At 70.4% G+C, this 2,468-nt stretch carries 1 protein-coding gene; it reads right to left on the reverse strand.

Translation table 11 applies throughout. The features are described 5' to 3' along the window. Positions 1–2,468: beta-ketoacyl synthase N-terminal-like domain-containing protein (locus tag ACFWJB_RS35415; RefSeq protein ID WP_386927428.1), on the reverse strand; the 2,468-nt coding region annotated here is incomplete at both ends.

Raw genomic sequence — 2,468 nt, forward strand, 5'->3', positions numbered from 1 at the left:
CCTCCCTGTGCAGGATGACGTCGATGAGGTCGAAGTCGGTGTGGGGGGCCAGGGCCCGTGCGCAGGCGGTGAGGTGTTCGGCGAAGACGGGTGAGTGGTGGTAGAGGTCGGCGCCCATGCCCGCCCACTGCGAGCCCTGCCCGGGAAAGACGAACACCGTCCTCCCACCCCTGCCGGTGCCGGCCGTGGTGGCGCCGGTGACCAGGGCCGGGTGGGGGCGGTCGGCGGCCAGCGCCTCCAGCCCCGCCAGCAGCTCCCCGGCCGACTCACCCACCACGGCCGCCCGCTCCTCGAAACCGGTACGCCCGTGAACCAGCGTGTGAGCCACCCCAGCCACATCCAGGTCATCGCCCGCTTGGCGCACGTAGGCGGCCAGGCGTTCGGCCTGCTCCCGCAGCGCACCCGGTGTCTTCGCCGACACCGGCCACACCACCGGCAGACCGGAGGTCTCCTGGGGCGGCTGTTCGACGAGCTGTTCGGTGGGAGGTTCTTCGAGGATGACGTGGGCGTTCGTGCCGCTGATGCCGAAGGAGGAGACCCCGGCTCGGCGCGGGCGGTCGGTCCGCGGCCACTGCTGGGCCTGGGTGAGCAGGCGGACTTTCCCGGACTCCCAGTCCACGTGCGGGGTCGGCTTGTCGACGTGCAGGGTGCGCGGCAGCGTCTCGTGCCGCATCGCCAGCACCATCTTGATCACCCCCGCCACACCCGCGGCGGCCTGCGCATGACCGATGTTGGACTTGATCGAGCCCAACCACAGGGGTTCGGCGTCGTCGGCGCGACCCTGGCCGTAGGTGGAGAGAAGTGCCTGTGCCTCGATGGGGTCACCCAGCTTGGTGCCGGTGCCGTGCGCCTCCACCGCGTCGACGTCCCTGCTGGTCAGACCGGCGGCGGTGAGGGCCTGCCGGATCATGCGCTCCTGTGAGGGGCCGTTGGGTGCGGTGAGGCCGTTGCTCGCACCGTCCTGGTTGACGGCCGTGCCACGGACGACGGCCAGGATTCCGTGTCCGTTGCGCCGGGCGTCGGACAGCCGCTCCAGGACCAGGACGCCCACGCCCTCGCCCCAGACCGTACCGTCGGCGCCGTCGGCGAAGGCCTTCACCCGACCGTCGAAGGCCAGCCCTCGCTGGCGGCTGAAGTCGATGAAGTGGCCCGGGCTCGCCATGACGGTGGCGCCGCCGGTCAGGGCGATGCCGCACTCGCCGTTGCGCAGCGCCTGGACGGCCAAGTGAAGGGCGACCAGCGACGACGAGCACGCCGTGTCCACCGTCACCGCCGGACCCTCAAGACCCAGCGTGTAGGCCAGCCGGCCCGAGGCAACACTCATGGTCGTACCGGTGATGCGGTAACCCTCGGTCTCCTCCGAGGTGTTGACGGAGCTCGGACCGTATTCCTGGGCTATCGCGCCGATGAACACGCCCGCGTCCGTGCCCTTGAGGGAGTCCGGAGAGATGCGCGCACTCTCGAGTGCGGTCCAGGCGGTTTCGAGCAGGACGCGCTGCTGCGGCTCTGTGGCCAGCGCTTCCCGAGGACTGATACCGAAGAACTGTGGGTCGAACTGGTCGGCCTCGTGAAGGAAGCCACCCTTGTTCGTGTACGAACGACCGGGGACGTCAGGATCGGGGTCGTAGAGATTGGCGACGTCCCAGCCGCGGTTCGTCGGGAACTCGGAGATCGCGTCCCGCTCTTCCGAGAGGAGCTGCCAGAGGTCCTGCGGCGACGCCACTCCGCCGGGAAGGCGGCAGCTCATCCCCACGATCGCGATGGGCTCGTCGGGCTCGGCGCCCTTGGGCCTCGTGGTCGTGACGATCCGCTGTCCGGCGGCCGACTCCCCGTCGGGGGACACCTGGTCGAGGACGTACGCCACCAGGGCGGCGGGGGTGGGATGGTCGAAGACGAGTGTCGTGGGCAGCCGCAGTCCCGTGACGCGGCTCAGGTGGTTGCGCAGCTCCACCCCGTTGAGCGAGCTGAAGCCCTGCTCCTTGAAGGAACGGTCGATCGGCACGACCGACGTCTTGGCGTGCCCGAGCACGGTCGCCACGGCAGACCTGACTGTCTTCTCGACCGTCTCGCGTCGCTGGGCCGGAGGAAGCTGTGCGGTGAACTCCGCCCAGCTCAGCTCGCCGGCGGGGGACGACGTTCCGGCGACGGTCCGACGCACCTTCGTGCGGACGAGAGAACTGAACATCGGGGGCAGCATTCCCGAGGCGGCCCGTTCGCCCAGAGCCGCCTTGTCGACACGGGCGGCCAGGACCACTGGCGCGTCCCCGGCGACGGCGGCATCGAAGAGGGCAAGGCCCTGTTCGGGGGTCATGGCGGGCAGCCCGTGGCGTGCCCAACGCTCCACGTCCTCCTCGTCCAGGCTGTCGATCATGCCGCTGGTGGTGTGCCAGAGGCCCCAGGCGAGGCTGGTGGCGGGTTGGTTGTGGGTGTGGCGGTGGGTGGCGAGGGCGTCGAGGAAGGTGTTGGCG

Origin of the sequence: Streptomyces sp. NPDC127100, from assembly GCF_042724095.1 — a bacterium.
In the GTDB taxonomy this organism is placed as follows: Bacteria; Actinomycetota; Actinomycetes; order Streptomycetales; family Streptomycetaceae; genus Streptomyces.